At 40.1% G+C, this 17,707-nt stretch carries 10 protein-coding genes and 1 pseudogene; 5 read left to right on the forward strand and 6 right to left on the reverse strand.

Annotated features, from left to right (window positions below):
• Positions 1–17: 17 nt before the first annotated feature.
• Positions 18–398 (reverse strand): hypothetical protein, encoded by a 381-nt coding sequence (locus DYQ05_RS02260; RefSeq protein WP_020964275.1) that lies wholly within the window; start codon positions 396–398, stop codon positions 18–20.
• A 163-nt stretch (positions 399–561) separates the two neighbouring features.
• Between DYQ05_RS02260 and pheT the strand changes: the two are divergent.
• The 4 genes and pseudogenes from pheT (at position 562) to DYQ05_RS02280 (ending at position 4,961) form a co-directional block, all read left to right on the forward strand.
• A pseudogene (pheT, locus tag DYQ05_RS02265) lies at positions 562–2,305 on the forward strand (phenylalanine--tRNA ligase subunit beta).
• Between the two features lie 47 nt (positions 2,306–2,352).
• The gene (locus DYQ05_RS02270; protein ID WP_020964277.1) at positions 2,353–3,834 is read left to right on the forward strand and encodes a V-type ATP synthase subunit B; all 1,482 of its coding nucleotides are present in this window, start codon (positions 2,353–2,355) and stop codon (positions 3,832–3,834) included.
• 15 nt (positions 3,835–3,849) lie between these two features.
• Entirely contained in the window at positions 3,850–4,476 is a 627-nt protein-coding gene (locus DYQ05_RS02275) for a V-type ATP synthase subunit D (protein ID WP_024465373.1), read from the forward strand.
• The gene (locus DYQ05_RS02280; protein ID WP_020964279.1) at positions 4,473–4,961 is read left to right on the forward strand and encodes a universal stress protein; all 489 of its coding nucleotides are present in this window, start codon (positions 4,473–4,475) and stop codon (positions 4,959–4,961) included. Before DYQ05_RS02275 ends, DYQ05_RS02280 begins: the two co-directional genes overlap by 4 nt.
• A gap of 50 nt (positions 4,962–5,011) precedes the next feature.
• Here DYQ05_RS02280 and DYQ05_RS02285 read toward each other — a convergent pair whose 3' ends face one another.
• The 3 genes from DYQ05_RS02285 to DYQ05_RS02295 form a co-directional block, all read right to left on the reverse strand.
• Positions 5,012–9,097, reverse strand: coding sequence for a FlgD immunoglobulin-like domain containing protein (locus DYQ05_RS02285; protein ID WP_206183757.1), 4,086 nt, complete (start codon positions 9,095–9,097; stop codon positions 5,012–5,014).
• Between the two features lie 251 nt (positions 9,098–9,348).
• A complete protein-coding gene (locus tag DYQ05_RS02290; protein WP_020964281.1) occupies positions 9,349–10,176 on the reverse strand; it encodes a YmdB family metallophosphoesterase in 828 nt (275 codons plus the stop codon).
• A 371-nt stretch (positions 10,177–10,547) separates the two neighbouring features.
• Positions 10,548–11,558: a leucine-rich repeat domain-containing protein gene (locus tag DYQ05_RS02295; protein ID WP_206183758.1), complete on the reverse strand. Its 1,011-nt coding sequence runs from the start codon at positions 11,556–11,558 to the stop codon at positions 10,548–10,550.
• 1,264 nt (positions 11,559–12,822) lie between these two features.
• On the opposite strand from DYQ05_RS02295, the gene DYQ05_RS02300 reads away from it, so the two are divergent.
• Entirely contained in the window at positions 12,823–15,360 is a 2,538-nt protein-coding gene (locus tag DYQ05_RS02300; RefSeq protein ID WP_206183759.1) for a ribonucleoside-diphosphate reductase subunit alpha, read from the forward strand.
• Between the two features lie 110 nt (positions 15,361–15,470).
• Here the strand turns inward: DYQ05_RS02300 and DYQ05_RS02305 are convergent, their stop codons facing one another.
• Both DYQ05_RS02305 and DYQ05_RS02310 read right to left on the reverse strand, forming a co-directional pair.
• Positions 15,471–16,649 carry a cysteine desulfurase family protein gene (locus DYQ05_RS02305; RefSeq protein ID WP_206183760.1) on the reverse strand — a complete coding sequence of 393 codons (1,179 nt, stop codon included), beginning with the start codon at positions 16,647–16,649 and terminating at the stop codon, positions 15,471–15,473.
• Positions 16,646–17,707 (reverse strand): 3-dehydroquinate synthase, encoded by a 1,062-nt coding sequence (locus DYQ05_RS02310; RefSeq protein WP_206183761.1) that lies wholly within the window; start codon positions 17,705–17,707, stop codon positions 16,646–16,648. Before DYQ05_RS02310 ends, DYQ05_RS02305 begins: the two co-directional genes overlap by 4 nt.

Raw genomic sequence — 17,707 nt, forward strand, 5'->3', positions numbered from 1 at the left:
TCCGTCTTTTTTAATACTTATAAGGGTTTTCCTACTATTATGATGTGTACCCCATCGCCGGCTCTGGAACATATTCTGCCGTATCCGCGAGTCAGCATATCGTTTGCGGCTATATTTGCCGTATACTTATTGAATCCGTTACTTATAAGATGTTTAACAATCTGGTCTTTTGTAAATTCATTATCCGGTTCTCCTAACTTTTTAATAAAATCTTCCGGAGGACTGTCTATAATGTACTTACCGTCATCCAAAGGTACAGCTTCCGTACTGAACTTACTATAAGAAACTGATGTATACCAAACAGGATATTTTTTATCAATTTCCGGTCTATGATTACAACCCGTTAAAGAAAGCAACACAATTGTAAATATCGAAGTAAAAAAGAATTTTTTCATCATATTTATCCTCCTAAGGATTACACATTTTTTTTAAATTATACATAAAAATTAAAAAAATACAAGAATCTTTTATGGCGATAATAGTATAAAAACTTCCGTCCCTATTTTTTCTACTGGAAAAAAAAATCCGTTTATGATATAGTAGGGTCTTTCGGAGGACAAAATGCCCAAAATTGAAGTAAACGAAAACCTTTTTTTTAAAATGCTGGGAAGACGATGCGGTTATGATGAACTTGAAGAAATTTTAACTTCCGCAAAGGCTGAGTTGGACGAAACACCCGATACGGCCTTACCGGAAAACGAACGCATTATCAAAATAGAATTAAACGATACAAACCGTCCCGATTTATGGTCTACGGCAGGGCTTGCCCGCTTACTTAAAATTCATAACGGAGCGCCTTCAAATAATGACGAATATGTAAAATTTCTTTCAAATAAAAACGAAGAAAAATCTTCCGGCGGAAAAACAGTAAAGGTTTCTCCCGAGATGAAAACCGTACGACCCTTTGCGGCCGGCTTTATTGTTTCGGGTAAACCCATAGACAGTCTTATGCTTCAGGATATTATTCAAACTCAGGAAAAACTGTGCCGCAATTTCGGACGCAAGAGAAAATCGGTTTCAATGGGCGTATACCGCTCGGCTCTTATTAACTGGCCCGTTTTTTATACCGCCTGCGACCCCGTCAAAACTTCGTTTGTTCCGCTTGATATGGAAAAAACCTTAACTTGCAGAGACATTTTAAAAGAACACCCTAAAGGCATTGAATACGGAGAAATTATTGCGAACCAAAAACTTTTCCCTATTTTAAAAGATTCTAAAGGGGAAATTTTTATCCATGCCTCCGATTATTAACAGTGCGAAAATCGGAGCCGTAAAAACGGGCGACTGCGATTTATTTGTAGAATTTACGGGAACCGATATGGCTTCAATTTTGCTTGCGGCGAATATTACCGCTTGCGACTTTGCGGATTCCGGTTATAAAATTCTTCCCGTAAAAATAGAATACCCTTATGAGACCGGTTTCGGAAAAAGTATAACCACTCCGTTTTATTTTCAAGAACCTGCATATACTTCCGTTCAAGCCGTAAATAAACTTTTAGGTTCGGCTTTTACAAGCGAAGAAATTGCAGAGGCTTTAAAGCGAATGGATTGTAAAACGGAAATCAAAGCGGACGATACAACAGGAAAGATAACGGTTATTCCTTCTCCTTACCGCAATGATTTTCTTCACGAAGTTGATATAATCGAAGATGTTATGATGGGAAAAACGGTGAGCTTTTTTAAACCCGAAACTCCGAACGAATTTACAATAGGCAGACTCTTGCCTGAAACCCTTTTAAGCCGCAAGATAAAAAAGCTGGCGGCAGGTATGGGTTATCAGGAAATGATTTTTAACTATCTCGGTTCAAAAAAAGATTATATCGAAAAAATGTGCATTGACGGAAAAGATGTTATAGAGATATCGAATCCCATGTCGGAAAATTACCAATTTGTACGCTCCTCAATTATTCCGTCTTTATTAAATGCGGAAGCGAGTTCGGCAAATGCGGTATATCCTCATAAAATTTTTGAAACGGGGAAAATTGCGTTTTTAGATGAAAAAGATTTGACGGGAACAAAAACCGTGCAGAGTTTCGGTTTTTTAACGGCAGCACAAAATGCAAACTTTAACGATGCCGCAAGCGAAACGGCAAATCTTCTTTATTATTTGGGTATGGAATACAAGGTTTGCGAAACCGAAGACCCCCGTTTTATAAAAGGCAGACAGGCGGGGATTTTATACAACGGTGAGCAAATAGGAATTTTCGGTGAGCTGGCTCCGCAGGTTTTGGAAAATTGGGCAATAACAATGCCCTGCTATGCGGGAGAACTTAACATAGAAAAGATTATCGGCAATGCGGAATAAGCATACGGTAAACTTTAAGAATAAATGTTAAAAACGGGTAATATAAAATGAAAGGAATAGAATATAAGGGTGCGGAATCGATAGACGGCCCCATTATAATTGTAAAGCGAAGAGATAACGTTTTTTTCGGAGAAATTACCGCCGTACGCGACAGAGCGGGAAATATAAGAACAGGCAGAGTTATAGACATTTCAAAAGATTATTGTGTTATCCAAATTTTCGGGACAACCTCAGGTTTAAGTCTTTCAGAAACGGGTGTCGAATTTTTAGAAAAGCCTATGGAACTGCGTGTTTCGGAAGACTTAATGGGAAGAATTTTTGACGGACTCGGAAATCCTTCGGACGGCTACCCTGCCGTTTTTTCTTCCGAAATGAGAAACGTAAACGGAAACCCGATAAACCCGTTTGCACGTATTTACCCCAGAGACTTTATTCAAACCGGAATTTCCGCAATAGACGGAATGAATACCTTAATCCGCGGGCAAAAATTGCCGGTGTTTTCCGGTAACGGGCTTCCGCATAATAAACTTACCGCACAGATAATAAGGCAGGCAAAAATCCTTTCGGCCGATGAACAATTTGTTATGGTCTTTGCAGCTATGGGAATAAAATACGATGTTGCCCGCTTTTTTATAGATACCTTTGAACAAACGGGAGTGCTTTCGCGGGTTGTTATGTTTTTATCTCTTGCGGATTCCCCTTCCATTGAAAGAATTATCACTCCGCGCTGCGCCCTTACCGCTGCGGAATATCTGGCATTTGAAAAAGGAAAACACGTTTTAGCGGTTTTAACCGATATGACAAACTATTGCGAAGCATTACGCGAAATTTCCACTACAAGGGGCGAAGTACCGGGACGAAAAGGATATCCGGGGTATCTGTATTCCGACCTTGCCGAACTCTACGAGCGGGCGGGTAAAATAAAAAATTCTTCAGGTTCCATTACGCAAATTCCTATTTTAACTATGCCGAACGACGACATAAGCCACCCTATCCCGGACCTTACGGGATACATCACGGAAGGACAAATAGTATTGGGCAGGGAACTTTCTCAACAAGGTATCTACCCTCCGGTTGCAAGTCTTCCCAGCCTTTCCCGCCTTATGAAAGACGGAATAGGAGAAGGAATGACGCGGGAAGACCATAAAGACGTTTCAAGTCAGCTTTTTGCGGCTTACTCAAAAGTGAAAAACATTAGAAACCTCTCGGCAATTATAGGCGAAGAAGAACTTTCCGTCAGCGATAAACAATATCTCCGTTTCGGCGATTTATTTGAAAAATTCTTTTTAAATCAGGGTGAATATGAAAACCGCTCCATTGAACAAACCTTGGATATAGGTTGGGCACTTCTTTCGGTTTTACCTAAAGAGGATTTATATAGAATAAAACCGGAATTCATTTTAAAATATATGGAAAAAGCGCGCAATAACATAAGCGGAGAACTTCTTGCCGAACTTCCTCAATTGGAAGCTGTTGGGAAAAAAACGGAGGAAAATGAAGCTGTTGAACCGTCTTCGCTTTTCGTGTAAAATAGCTTTAAGAATATGGCAAAATTAAACATAGCGCCGACAAAATCGAATTTGCTTTCTCTTACGGAACAGCTCAGAGCTGCAAAAGACGGATACGATTTACTTGAACAAAAGCGTGAAATTCTCGTTATGGAGCTTATGAAAATGCTCGATAAGGTAAAGATTCTCGAAAAAGAAATAAATAAGCAGATAAGCGTAGCTTATCCTGCATTAAGAAGAATGTTTATTGCGGTAGGACGGAATGAAACTGAGCGGCTTGCGAAAACCTTAAACTACGAATTTAGGTTTACGGAAAAAACCGTAACTGCCGCGGGTATTCGCTTTGCTTCAATTTCGGCGGAATTGCCGAAAAGGACTCTTGCTTATTCTTATCTTGATTCCTTTGCCGACTGCGATAAGGTTATGATAGATTTTTTTAAACTGCTTGATTTGCTTACCGAAATGGCGTCTATCAGAACTATTGTATGGCGGCTTGCAGGCGAAGTAAAAAAAACGCAAAGGCGGGTAAATGCCCTCGATAAACAGGTAATTCCGCAAACGAGCGAAACGAAGACATATATAGAAAGTGTTTTAGAAGAAAGGGAGCGGGAAAATGTTTTTGTGCTTAAAGCATTAAAATCCAAGGCGGGAAAAACAGTATGATAAAACCTTTGTTTCAAAATATTTTAGTTATTATTACCGGAAGCGAAGCCTCGATAAACGCCGCAAAATATGCGATTCTTATGGCAAAATTATACCGCTGTAAGGTTCATGCGATTTATGTTGTAGATACGGCTACAATTAAGCAGCTTACATTAAATAGAATTTTTATCGAAGAAGAAGGCCTTGAATATAAAAACAGTTTACAGGAAACGGGCAGCCGATATTTAAGCTATGTACATGAGCTTGGTGCTGAAAAAAACATAGAAGTTATTACCGAAATAACACAAGGCTCGGTCAGTGCGGAAGTTTTAAATTATGCCGATAAACATAAAATAGATGCAATCCTTTTAGCTTGCGAAGATGCACAAACCGATAATTCAAAAGATATGCTTGCAAAAACCTTTCATTCCATTTTAACGAATTCCGAATGCTCTTTATTATTGGTAAACGAAAAAATGATTGAGCAGCTTTATAAAATGGCTTAAAATAAAAAAGCGGAGTTTTTATACAAAAACTCCGCTTAAATTTTATATTCTTATTTAATAAGAATAAACTCCACTCTTCTGTTTTTCCACCAGTTATCTTTATCGGATAAGGGGACTACAGGTTTTGAACCTCCCATACCGATTGAAGAAAGACGCGAAGAGCGCACTCCGTTCGCTATAAGAAATTTTCTTACGGCTTCGGCACGTAAGGTGGAAAGCGGAATTAAGGCCGTTACTTCTTCTTTTTCAGTACCGGTAGTCGTATTTGCATGGCCTTCAACTTGAACTTGGTATTCAGGAAATTTATTTAATATTTCCGCAACCCGCTTTAATATTGCATTGTTTTTTCCAACAACGGCCGCATCAAGTCCGTCAAAGTCGGCCGCATTTGCTCGGAAAATAATCGACGGAACTGCAATTTTTAATTTGTTGCCGTCCCTGATAACCAGAATATCTACAGGAATATATCCGCGATAAACGGAAACTATGCCGGCCTTATCCGTAACCGTAAAGGTAAAAGGATAATCGGTTGCGGACTGAACAGTCTCTCCTTTAAGGGAGCGGCCGTCCCAAATAATTTCGTTTGTAATTTTTTCCGTTCCGCCGGTTTTCCAAAAGAGCCTTCCGCCGTTTTCTTCAGGTTCGGTTATTTCAAATTTCCAGTCCGCGATACCTGCGGGAGTTTCCGCACTTAAAGCTATAAAAAGGTCATCATCTATGCCGTCATTATCCGGGCTGAAATATTTAGGCTTTAAGGTTACGCCCAGCTTTGCGGGCTTGGAGGAAAGGATAAACGGTTCCGTAAAGGCCGTTACTATATCGCCTTTTTTATATTCAATATAAACTATCGCCATATAAGTTCCGTCTTCCGAAAGTTTACCGGTTTCTAAATTCTTTCCGTCCCAACGGAATTGCTTGGGAAGTTTTCCGTCTTTTTTTGTATTCCATTCGGCAAACACATTACCGTTATCTATATTGGAAATTTGCATATTCCAATTTGCAATTTCCGCATCTATGTTAGTTAAAAGAGAAAATTCCTGTACCGAGTTTTTTCCGTTTCCGCTCGGAGAAAAAACGGGATATTTTGCCGTAATATAGCCTTTAGCTTCACGGCTGTCTACGGTAATTCCGTCTAAACGCTGAATCGTTTTATTTCCGGCTTCGTCTTCGGCTTTTACGGCATAGGAGTACTTTCCGTCTTGAACCTTATTTCCCAAATTATCATCTGCCGCCCATTCTATATTTTCAGTTTTATTTTCCCATTTATAAGTTTTTACCGCCTTGTTTTTTAAATCGATAAATTCGGCAGTCCAAAGTTTTTCTTGCGAGGAAATTTGCGTTATGGGTAATGTTTTCTTTTTATTTCCCGCAACGGGAGAAAAAGTCAAATAAGGCGCGGAAATTTGAATTTCAGGATATACGGTGTCGATTATAATTTCCGGAATTACCGATTTTGCCGTATTTTTATTTGCAAGTTCGACTTCAAACTCGGCGGAGTATTTTCCGTCCGGAGAAAAGACCGTTTTTGATTCGGTTTCGTTGTCGGGTTTTCCGTCCCAAGTTATTTTTTTAGGCGGTGCGGCTCCTTCAAAGGTTTTAACTTGTTTCCCTTCGGAATTTTTTATTGTTACCTTATATCGGCTTACACCGGTTAAGGATTTTACTACGGGATAAAATTCAATAACGTCTTTTGAACCGTCGCCGTTAGGTGAAAAGGCAAGATAGTTGGATTGAAGAATTATATCGGCTTTTTCGGTATTAAGTTCTACTATAACGGGCTTTGATGAAGCTGCGTTTTCGGCTTCATCGGTTCCGCGTAAAATATATGCATATTTTCCGTCTTCTGCAAAACTGCCGTCGGATTTTCTTCCCGTCCATTCGAATTTATTGGGAAGGATATTTCCGAATTCAGCCTTATAAACGGGAGAGCCGGTTATCTTATTTCCGTTTGTGGTTTTATAAATTTCGGCAGTCCATTTTCCTTCCGCTTTTTGGCTTTGGGTAAAAATTACGCTGTCAAGTTTTCCGTCCCCGTCGGGAGAGAAAATCTTTTCGGAAACCGAAACTTCCGCATCGGGAGGCGTTATGTCCAAAGTGAAAGTGGGGGTCTCCGTTTTGGGATTATATCCGTTTATATATTTTGCCGAAATAAAGGCCTTGTATTTTCCTTCAGGTAAAATTTGCTCGGAGTTGTCTTTTCCGTCAAAGGTTATCTTTTCAATCTTTTTAGAGTTTCCTAAAAAGGTTTTTACGGTGTTGCCCGATTCGTTTTTAACTTCGATTATCCATTCCGTAAGACCGTTTGTAAAGGGAATCGAGGGAGTAAACTCGATTGTTTTATTCGAATCCGATTTAGGCGAAAATGCTTTTTTATTTATCGAAATATTGATAGAAGGTTTATTTGTATCGACTATAATGTTTGAAAGAGTTTTTTCCGTTTTGTTTTTCGCCTTATCGACTGCCCCTACGGTATATTTATACCTTCCGTCGGGAACTATTTTTCCTTCGTCGTTTTTTCCGTCCCAGCTTACGGGTTTTAATTCGGAGTTTTCCGTTTTAATTGTACGCACGGGTTTTCCCGCAGAATCCGTTATAACGGCCGTCCATAAGTCTTCTTTGGAGCCTGTATTTTCAAAAACAAAAACATCTTTGTTTCCGTCTCCGTCCGGACTGAAAATCAGGTCCGAGGAATTTTCATGTTTTGCAAGGGTAACTTGAGGAGGCGTTTTATCGATTACGGCAATATATTTTTCGGTTTCGGCGGTATTTTTATTATCGTCTTCGGCTCTTATTACAAAGGTATATTTACCGTCCGGGGCAGTTTCTCCTGAATCCGTGCGTCCGTCCCAGCGAAGGGTTTCCGGTACGTCTACGCCCTTTTTGGAGCTGCCTAAAAGTTTAAAGAAGGTTTTTGCATCTTTCATTTCGCGCAAAGGAATTTTATTTGCAATTGTGCGGACTGTATTTCCGTTTTCGTCTTTAATTTCGCAAGACCAAGCCGTAACGTACCGTTTATCCGTTATTTTTAAAGGAATTTCCATTGCGTCGTTTTCTCCGTCGTCGTTGGGTGAAAAATAAACCGTGCCGCCTTCGGGAATTCCCGCTTCGATTACTGGAGGTTTATCGTCTTTAAGTCCGAAGTGCATATTTACACCGCCTCCGAAGGCCCATATTCCGTTATAAAAGGGTTTTGCCGTAAACTCGGGTCTTAACTCGCTTTCTTCCCAACCTTGTTTTGCCATAAAAGAATTTTTATCTTTTGCGGAATTTATTTTTATTTTTACTCCTAAATTAAAAGAGGGTATAAATGTTTGTTTTTTATAATGGGCTTCCACGGCATTTATTACAAACCCGGTTCTAAATGAAATAATATCGGCTATTTCGGTGTGAACTCCGGTATTCATTACAAAATTTTGAAATAGGGGAGCTGAAATATCCAAGTGCATTCCCAGTTTAAAGCCGTCTATATCTACAAAGGTTGAAGCAAAGCCTGCGTGAGGGGTGAACATTGCAGGGCTTCCTGAAGATTTTTTTCCTTTTATTCCTGTTGTTTTAGGGTTAAAAGTTTTTCCGATTCCGGTAATTGAAACGCCCAATTTGGAATCTTTTAAAAAACCTAAATTACCGAATTTATATAAAACGCCTATATCAAGACCCAATCCCCAGTCTTTTCCGAAGTCGGCATACGAGCCGATACCGATAAGGAATTTTTCGGTTAAGTCTTTTGAATAAGAAAAGCGTAAGCCTCCCATTGTTCCGAGTTTTAAGGAGTTAAATTCCGAATTTAAAAAATGCAAGCTTCCTGCAATAGTTCCCCACCGTGCAGGGTATAAAACGGCTAAATTTGCCGTATGGCCGAAGCCTTTTTCTTCTTTTTTCAGCCCTGCAAGCAGAAGATAGGAAATATCCAAAATAGGACGCTGTTCGGCTCCTCCCAAAGCGGGGTTTACGGCAAGGCTGCCGGGAACCGTATCGCCGAAGGGCCCTCCCGTAACACTTGCCCGGCCGCCGGCCGTGGAAGGCGATTGTAAGGTTAATTTTTCTTCGCTTCCCGAAACGGGGTCGTAAGCAAAAAGGCTTAAGCTAAGTACAATAAAAGAAAAAATAAAAATTCTTTTTGCAATTGACGTATTCAATTTAAAACTCCTCTATAAAATTCGGCAATTTATAAAAATTTCAGTTTTAAAAAATTACCCGAATTCCGTATATCTTTCGCAGTGCGGTTAAGAAAGTACATACGATACCCGATTGTTTTTTTAAAAGTTGGGGTGCCGTTTAAAACCTAATCGGTATTTTAAGTATCGGCATAAATCGACACCCTAATTAAACAGTATATTTTATAAAAGAGTTACAATTCAGCGTTTTTACGACAGTATCGGGTAAGGTATTAATTACGGAAATTTAAAATTGAAATACGTTTTATGGACACGGCTTTTTTAGACTCCACATCGACTTCCGTAATTATTCCGCAAAAAATAAGCTCATCCGTTTTATTCATTTCGGCTTTTTGAGGAACTTGAGTTGTCGCTCTAAAAATAGCGGCTTCATAACTTCCTCCGATTACCGAATTTTTTGCACCTATCATACCTACATCGGTTATATAAGCCGTACCTTTCGGAAGCATTCTTTCGTCTGCCGTTTGTGTATGAGTATGCGTACCCCCGAAAACCGTAATTTTCCCGTCCGCATAAAAGCCTAAGGCTTCTTTTTCCGCGGTAGATTCGGCATGAAAATCTATAACGGAAATTGAATTTTCAAAGTCTTCGGGACGCAATTCTTTTGCTATTTCGTCCTTCCCGCAAAGAAGCGAATCCAAAGTTTTAAAAGGACATTCTATCGGCCTCATATTTTCTCTTCCCTGGAGATTTATTACAATATAGCTTATTCCGTTTTTTTTAATTTGGATAACTCCCGAGCCAAGTGTTACGGGAAAATTATGAGGACGTAAAACTCTTCCGTCTTTTCCGAAATTTTGTCTTATATCGAAGCGTTCTAAAGTATGATTTCCTCCCGTTATAACATCAACTCCCAAGTTAAAAAAAATTTCAGCTTCATCGTCTCTTATACCTATGCCGTTGGCCGTATTTTCTCCGTTTACGACACAAAAATCTATATTTTCGTTTTTTATTAATTTGGGCAGTTGTTCCTTCAAAGTATTTAGTCCGGCTTGTCCGCAAACATCTCCGCCCATAAAAATTTTTACAGTTTGTTTCATAAGGCTTATTTTAGAGTATGACGTAGAAAAAATCAAGACAGTCGGAAGATATTCTTCTTGTTTAGGGGGCGTCCCCCGCTTAGGGGCTGATTTTGGGGAGGGAAGACACCCCGGCAGAACGGGTTTTCTTCCCTCCCCAAACCCCTCCCATTTTTTCCGTCTGCTTAGGGGCTCTGCCCCTAAGAACCCCGCTTACGGCTGGGGTTTTTCAGGCAAAGGCGCTGACGCGCTTTGCCTGCGAGGGGGTGGTTTTTTCTTAACCGCTCGGAGCGCAAAGGCCGCTAAGATTTTCGGGGTACCGCTGTTTTCCTTTCCCCCTTGTTTTTCTTTGCGTTCTTTGCGAGCTTTGCGGTTTCTCCCCATTCACGGTTTTACTGTATTGCCGCAAACTTTTCCTTTGCGGTGCCCATATCGCCGGCGCCGGCTTTATATTTGTCAAGCTGGTCTTGCGGTACTTTTATGCTGCCGTCTGCCAGATTGCCGCAGTTTGTAAAGGCACTGTCGAACTTGCCGGCACTGTAATTGCAGTTGAGCGTTACGCCGGTTAGCTTTGTGCAGGCGTAAAAGCAGTATCCCATATCGGTAACGCTTGCGGGGATATCCGGCACTGTAGTAAGGCTTGTGCAGCCGTAAAAGCAGTTTGTCATATTGGTAAGGCCTACGGGAATGTTCGGCACTGTTGTAAGGCTTGTGCAGTCTTGAAAGCAGCGTTCCATATCGGTAACGTCTTTGGGGATAGCCGGTGCTCTAGTAAGGTTTTTGCAGCTTGCAAAGCAGTTTGACATATCGGTAACACTTTCGGGAATAGCAGGTGCTGTTGTAAGGCTTTCGCAGTCTTGAAAGCAGCCGGACATAACGGTAACGCCTGCGGGGATGTCCGGTGCTGTTGTAAGGCTTGTGCAGCCTAAAAAACACCAGCCCATATCGGTAACGCCTTCGGGGATAGCCGGTGTCGTTGTAAGGCTTTTGCAGCCTGCAAAGCAGTTTTCCATACTGGTAAGACCTGCGGGGTAGGCTGCGATTTTAAGGGCTACTTTTTTATCCGAATGGTCTTTAAGTTTTTGTCCCAAGGCTCCCGGATTGTCGTCGCTTCCCTTAAAGGCTTCTTTCGGTATGAGGCCGGTTACTTCGATGTAGTTTAGCTTTTCGCTTGAAGCGGTGTCCCTCAAGTAGGTTTCAAGGTCGGCATAGGAGACTTTTACGTAGGGGCCGGGCGTTACTGCGGGTGTATTGTTTCCGCCTGTGCTCCCTGTGGGCTTTCTGCCTGACGTATTGGGGCAGCCTGAGAAAAAACCCGTTACTATAAATACTATTGTCAATACCGAACCGACAAGAATAGGCGTTTTTAACTCGCGTATTCTTACATTTAATAATCTTTTCATATTTTTCCTCCCTGATAAAGATTATAGTTTTAGCCTTGCGGTTTTGTTTTTAACCGCTCGGAGCGCAAAGTCCGCTAAGGTTTTCGGGGTACCGCTGTTTTCCTCTCCCCTTTGTTTTTCTTTGCGTTCTTTGCGTGCTCTGCGGTTTTATTTTTAACCGCTAAGAGCGCAAAGTCCGCTAAGGTTTTCGGGGTACCGCTGTTTTCCTTTCCCCCTTGTTTTTCTTTGCGTGCTTTGCGAGCCTTGCGGTTTTGTTTTTAACCGCTAAGAGCGCAAAGTCCGCTAAGTGTTTTCGGGGTACCGCTGTTTTCCTCTCCCCCTCGTTTTTCTTTGCGTGCTCTGCGAGCTTTGCGGTTTTATTTTTAACCGCTAAGAGCGCAAAGGCCGCTAAGGTCTTTAAGGTGCTACTGTTCAAGTCCTCTTTATTTCCCCTTTGCGTTCTTTGCGTACTCTGCGGTTTTTTCTTAACCGCTCGGAGCGCAAAGGCCGCTAAGATTTTGTTTTACGAACCCTTTGTTTTTCTTTGCGTTCTTTGCGTGCTCTGCGGTTTTGTTTAACCGGAATAATCGCCGGTTATCGATATCCATTTATCTCTTATGCAGTTTTTTACCGCTATTGTCCTTAAAGCGTTAAGTTTTTAAGGTGTCTTGCTCCGTAATCCTTTTAGGTCTCCTTTGCATGGGCTAAACTTTGCTCAACGCTTTGTACGGCTTCGCGGTTTTTTTGCATTAACTCATTATACATCAGTGTAAAACAAATTTACATAAAAAACACTGCAAAAAAGCAAAAAAGAACCTTGGTTACCCAAAAAAGAACTTTGGTTACTTTTAGAGTAACCTTGGTTACCTTCAAAATAACCTTGGTTACCCTAAAAAAGACGAAATTTATTCCGTAAATTCTAAAATATGACGAAAAAAAGCGGTATCGGTAGCTCTCAAAAAAAGTTTTTAAACTATTTTTACACCGGGCTTAAGCGATAAAAAAGCGGACCTATGCACAGGTTTTAAAGTAATTAAACCGAAAAACGTTTTTCCTTCCGTTCGGGCACACATCATTTACAAAAAACAAGTTTTACGGCTCACAAAAACTTCTCTTTACAAAACACTCAGGTTCTCTGTTGACACACACTATATATTGTGTTATAATCTTACAAAAATAAATAAATCACACAATATATAGCGTGCTTTTAGGCGAACTTACAACTTCTCTTACAGGCACGCTTAAAATATTAAAGATTTTTATCTATACGTACGGAGGAAATTTTATGCAAATTATAAAAAGGAACGGAGAAAAAAAGGAGTATGAACCGGAAAAAATAGCAATGGCAATTCAATCGGCATTTGAAAGCGTCGAAAATTCGCCGCATAACAATCTTAACATAATAATTCCGCCCCTTGTTAAAGAAATCGAAGCGGATATAAAAGAGCTTAGCAAAAACGGCAATTTAGTGCAAGTCGAAACCATTCAGGATTTAGTTGAAAAAACCCTAATCGAGCACAATTACTATGCCGAAGTAAAAAACTTTATCCTATACCGTGTAAGCAGAACAAAACGCCGCGATGCCCGCCAAACTATAACGCGTTTTTTCCCTTCGGTAAATATTCAACCCGTACTGACAGGCATTCAAAACGAATTTACTTCGGAAGAATATAACTTAAATTTACTCGCCCATAAATTCCTCTCATTCCGCAAAGAAAATATGGGCGAAGCCGATTCTCTTTCCATGTTAATTAAGGCCTCGGTAGAGCTTACCGCTCAAGATGCTCCCCGCTGGGAATTTATCGCCTCCCGCCTTTTATATTTTCAGTTCGGTTTAAAATTAAAAACCGAATTGGAAAAACGCCGTATCAATTCTTTTTACGAAAAAATAAAATACCTTGAAAATGAAGGCTTGTACGGCACCTATATTTGCGAAAATTATTCAAGAGCCGAAATTGAAGAAGCCTCATCTTTTTTAGCTGAAGAGCGGAATAATCTTTTTACATACAGCGGTTTGGATTTGGTTTTACGCCGCTACGTAATTCACACTCATAACAATATTACCCTTGAAACTCCGCAGGAAATGTTTTTAGGTATAGCCCTTCATCTTGCAATGAAAGAAAAAGAAAACCGTATGGAATGGGTTAAGCGGTTTTACGATATGCTCAGCACTTTAAAAGTTACAATGGCAACCCCGACTCTTTCAAATGCCCGTAAGCCCTACCATCAGCTTTCTTCATGTTTTATCGATACCGTACCCGATTCCCTTGACGGCATTTACCGCAGTATCGATAATTTTGCAAAGGTTTCCAAATTCGGCGGCGGTATGGGTTTGTATTTCGGAAAGGTACGCGCCGTAGGCTCTCCGATAAGGGGCTTTATGGGGGCTGCGGGAGGAATTATCCGCTGGATAAAACTTGCAAACGATACGGCCGTTGCGGTTGACCAGCTCGGTGTAAGGCAGGGCTCCGTTGCGGTTTATCTTGACGTATGGCATAAAGATATTCCCGAATTTTTACAGCTGCGTACAAATAACGGAGATGACAGAATGAAAGCGCACGATATTTTCCCCGCCGTATGTTATCCCGACCTTTTTTGGAAAACCGTACGCGATAATATAAACGCCCCTTGGTATTTAATGTGTCCTCACGAAATTTTAAAAATAAAAGGCTATGCTCTTGAAGATTATTTCGGCGAAGAATGGGAGCAGCGTTACAAAGATTGTATTTCGGACGGCAGAATAAGTAAGCGGGAAATTCCTATTAAAGAACTGATACGTCTTATTTTAAAATCGGCTGTAGAAACGGGAACACCTTTTGCATTTAACCGCGACCATGCAAATAAAATGAATCCCAATCCCCACAAGGGAATAATTTATTGTTCGAACCTTTGTACCGAAATTTCGCAAAATATGAGCGAAATAAAATCGGTAAATACCGAAATTAAAACCGAAGAAGGAGAAACCGTCGTCGTTACAACAACAAAACCGGGCGATTTTGTCGTTTGTAATCTTGCATCGCTTGTACTGGGCAATATAAACGTAAAAGATAAATTCGAAATTGAACAAACGGTTTTAGCCGCCGTACGGGCATTGGATAATGTAATCGACTTAAATTTTTATCCGGTTCCCTATGCTCAAATTACAAATGCGGCTTACCGCTCGATAGGATTGGGAGTTTCAGGCTATCATCATATGCTTGCAAAAAACGGTATTGCATGGGAAAGCGATGAACATTTAAATTTAAGCGGGGAAGTTTTTGAAGAAATAAATTATGCCGCAATTAAGGCTTCCGCGCAAATTGCAAAAGAAAAAGGCTCTTATAAATACTTTGAAGGAAGCGATTGGCAAACGGGAGCTTATTTTGAAAAACGCAATTACACCGAAGAGCGTTGGCAAAATTTAAAAGAAAAAATAAAAGAAAGCGGAATCAGAAACGCTTATCTTTTGGCGGTCGCTCCAACAAGTTCAACTTCAATTATTGCAGGCACTACGGCAGGTGTAGACCCTATTATGAATAAATATTTTTTGGAAGAAAAAAAGGGCTCTCTTATGCCGCGCGTCGCACCTTCTCTTAACTTTGAAACATATTGGCTTTATAAAAATGCCCACTCCATAGACCAAAGCTGGAGCATAAAGGCGGCAGGCGTCCGCCAACGCCATATCGACCAGGCCCAATCGGTAAACCTTTATATAACCAATGATTTTACTTTCAGCAAGGTGTTAAATCTTTACATTCAAGCTTGGGAAAACGGAGTTAAATCCATTTATTATGTAAGAAGTAAATCGCTTGAAGTTGAAGAATGTACAAGCTGTTCATCATAGACTCTTTGTAAAAAAACCGAATTGTTATCCGCCGTCCATAGACCTTTGTCTAAAAACGGCGGAGCTGCCGTCAATTAAAAAAACTTTCCGTAAAGTCTATACAGAGCTTATTAAAACTCTTTTAATATTTCTTTTAAAACCGTAACAAACTCTTTAAGTTCATCTAATGTTGTAGTCCTCCCGATTGAAACCCGTACCGCATTCATTTGAAGCGCCCTGTCTACTTTCATAGCGTCAAGCACTGGGCGGGAATGCTTTTTTGCCGAACACGCGGAACCTGTGGAAATACATATACCGCGTTCGGATAAACAGCGGACTAAAACCTCTCCGGTCAACTGTCTTACGGCAAACTGCAATATCCAAGGCGAAAAATTTTGCGGGTTTTCAAGACGCGTTTGCGGGATTAAAGTAACATCGTTGATTTTGCTCAACTCTTCTATTAAATAGTCCATTAAATTTTGCGCTTTGGAAAAATGCTCCTTTTCATCTATCGAATAATTTTTTAAACACTCGGCAAGGGCTAAAATCCCTGCAAGGTTTTCCGTGCCGGGTCTTATCCCGTTTTCCTGCCCGCCGCCGCGTATAAAGGGCTCTATATTTTTTGCCGTATATAAAAAACCTATGCCGCGCGGCGCCCCTATCTTATGTCCGCTGAACGAAGCGGAATGAATCGGTAAATTTAAAAGGTTAAAGGGGATTTTTCCGATTGCCTGCACCGCATCGGTATGAAAATGAATTTTCCTCTTTCCCTTTGTAAACTCTTCAAGAGCCGCTCCTATTTCTTCAATAGGCTGAATTGCACCCGTTTCGTTATTTACGGCCATTACCGTTACAAAGCCCGTATCTTTTTCTACCGTTTTTAAAACGGCTTCAGGAGTAATTATTCCGTTTTTGTCCGAAGGAATTACAAGCACTTTAAATTTAAGTTGCTGCATAATTTTTACCTGCTCCCTAAAAGCGGAATGTTCAAGGCTGCTTATGCATATCGAACACGGAGAGGTCATCATTGAAAAAAGCGGAATATGGTTGGCTTCCGTTCCGCCTGAAGTAAAAAAAAATCTTTTTTCGCTTCCGCTTAAACTTTTTTTACTTCCTTCCTGCGTAAGATTCTTTTTTATACCTAAAGTGTAAGAAATCTCTTCTCTCGCTTCCTCAAGTAAAAAGCGGGCTGCCTCTCCCATACAATGCTTTGCCGAAGGATTGGCAAAATTCAAAAACGATTTTTTTAAGGCCTTTATGCACGCGTCTTCCTGCGGAACCGCCGAAGCCGCCCAGTCCAAATAAATCATATAAGCACCGCCTTAATATCTTTTTCTTCCGCTTCGTAAATAAGATTTTCTTCGATGTTTTCCTGTAGAATAACTCTTATTTTACCGTGCATATTTTTTTTATCTTTTTTCATTGCGGCAATAATTTTATTTGCAAATTCGTTTTTTAAATGCACGAGACATTGCGGTACGGCCTCCGTGCACCAACCGAATTTTTTTATTATAGAGCAAACCTCATTTGCATATTCACAATCCGTCAAACCTAAATTTTCACCCAAACGTAAAGCTCTGGAAATTCCCCAAGCCACGGCTTCGCCGTGCGAAACGGTTTTAAAATCCGAAACCGTCTCAAGAGCATGAGCGAAGGTATGCCCTAAATTCAAATATGTTCTTTCATTTTTTTCATAAAAATCCCGTGTAACTACATTTGCTTTTGAAATTATAGCTCGCTTCAAAATCTCAAAAATAAGCTCTTCATTTCGATTTAAAATTTTTTCGCTCTGTTCTAAAAATATCTGGTACAATTTAGGAGAATATAAAAGAGCAATTTTAAAAATTTCGGCAAGACCTGAAAAATATTCCTTATCGTTTAAGGTTTTTAAAAATTTAAGAATAATGTAAATTTCATCGGCTTTAAAAAAACTTCCTATCATATTTTTATAATTTAAAAAATTAACGGCACTTTTTCCGCCGATTGAAGCATCGGCCATTGCCAATAAGGTTGTAGGAATAAGATTGCATTTTACACCGCGCATATAAATTGAAGCTGCAAAAGCCGTTAAATCGCAAATAACGCCTCCGCCTATTCCGATAAAAATGGAATTTCTTGAAAGCCCCGCATCAAGAGCGGTTTTTAAAATAAGTTCAAGCGAAGTAAAATTTTTATTTTCTTCTCCGTTTTCGATTATAATTAAAGGAATATTTGAAGAAAAATTTTTTGCCTGTTTTACAAATCTTGCCGTATTCGTATCGGCAATATAAACGGCATCTTCATTTTGTAAAATAGGCAATTCCATTTCTTCACAATAAAAAATATTAGTAGTCCCCTGCACGGTTGTAAAAGAAAATAAGTCGGTCAT

Source organism: Treponema pedis (assembly GCF_017161325.1).
Classification (GTDB): domain Bacteria; phylum Spirochaetota; class Spirochaetia; order Treponematales; family Treponemataceae; genus Treponema_B; species Treponema_B pedis.

Excerpts from the sequence above, each read along its gene's own strand:
- DYQ05_RS02260 (WP_020964275.1), bottom strand. The coding sequence starts at position 398 with ATGATGAAAAAATTCTTTTTTACTTCGATATTTACAATTGTGTTGCTT.
- DYQ05_RS02270 (WP_020964277.1), top strand. The coding sequence starts at position 2,353 with ATGAAAGGAATAGAATATAAGGGTGCGGAATCGATAGACGGCCCCATT.
- DYQ05_RS02275 (WP_024465373.1), top strand. The coding sequence starts at position 3,850 with ATGGCAAAATTAAACATAGCGCCGACAAAATCGAATTTGCTTTCTCTT.
- DYQ05_RS02280 (WP_020964279.1), top strand. The coding sequence starts at position 4,473 with ATGATAAAACCTTTGTTTCAAAATATTTTAGTTATTATTACCGGAAGC.
- DYQ05_RS02290 (WP_020964281.1), bottom strand. The coding sequence starts at position 10,176 with ATGAAACAAACTGTAAAAATTTTTATGGGCGGAGATGTTTGCGGACAA.
- DYQ05_RS02295 (WP_206183758.1), bottom strand. The coding sequence starts at position 11,558 with ATGAAAAGATTATTAAATGTAAGAATACGCGAGTTAAAAACGCCTATT.
- DYQ05_RS02300 (WP_206183759.1), top strand. The coding sequence starts at position 12,823 with ATGCAAATTATAAAAAGGAACGGAGAAAAAAAGGAGTATGAACCGGAA.
- DYQ05_RS02305 (WP_206183760.1), bottom strand. The coding sequence starts at position 16,649 with ATGATTTATTTGGACTGGGCGGCTTCGGCGGTTCCGCAGGAAGACGCG.
- DYQ05_RS02310 (WP_206183761.1), bottom strand. The coding sequence starts at position 17,707 with ATGACCGACTTATTTTCTTTTACAACCGTGCAGGGGACTACTAATATT.